Genomic DNA, 279 nt, shown 5'->3' with positions numbered 1-279 from the left:
GTATCAAACCATACTTTTGCTAACTCTAACTCACCTTGCTAAAAATATATGGCTCCCCTTAAGAATATAGGTCCATCTTGATACGGCTTTAAATTTCCAAATTCAAAAAGTTCATCCAAAATAGCATGAGCTTCTTTATGAAGCTCTAACTCCTTATACATTTCACAAATTCCAGAAACAAAGCTGAGAGTTACGTCCCAGTCAAATTTAGGCTCAGGTAATAACTCCCATGCTTTTTCAGCAATACTTTGAGCTTCATTTAATTTATTTTCATCAAGC

The 279-nt window shown here is 34.4% G+C and carries 1 protein-coding gene; it reads right to left on the bottom strand.

Features of this window, described 5'->3' with window-relative positions:
- Positions 1-38: 38 nt before the first annotated feature.
- Positions 39-279 (bottom strand): hypothetical protein (locus tag CWB66_RS22410; protein ID WP_212747859.1); only part of this gene is annotated, 241 nt, incomplete at its 5' end.

The organism is Pseudoalteromonas sp. S558 (assembly GCF_005886635.1).
GTDB lineage: Bacteria > Pseudomonadota > Gammaproteobacteria > Enterobacterales > Alteromonadaceae > Pseudoalteromonas > Pseudoalteromonas aliena.
This window is presented reverse-complemented; position numbering and strand designations above follow the sequence as displayed.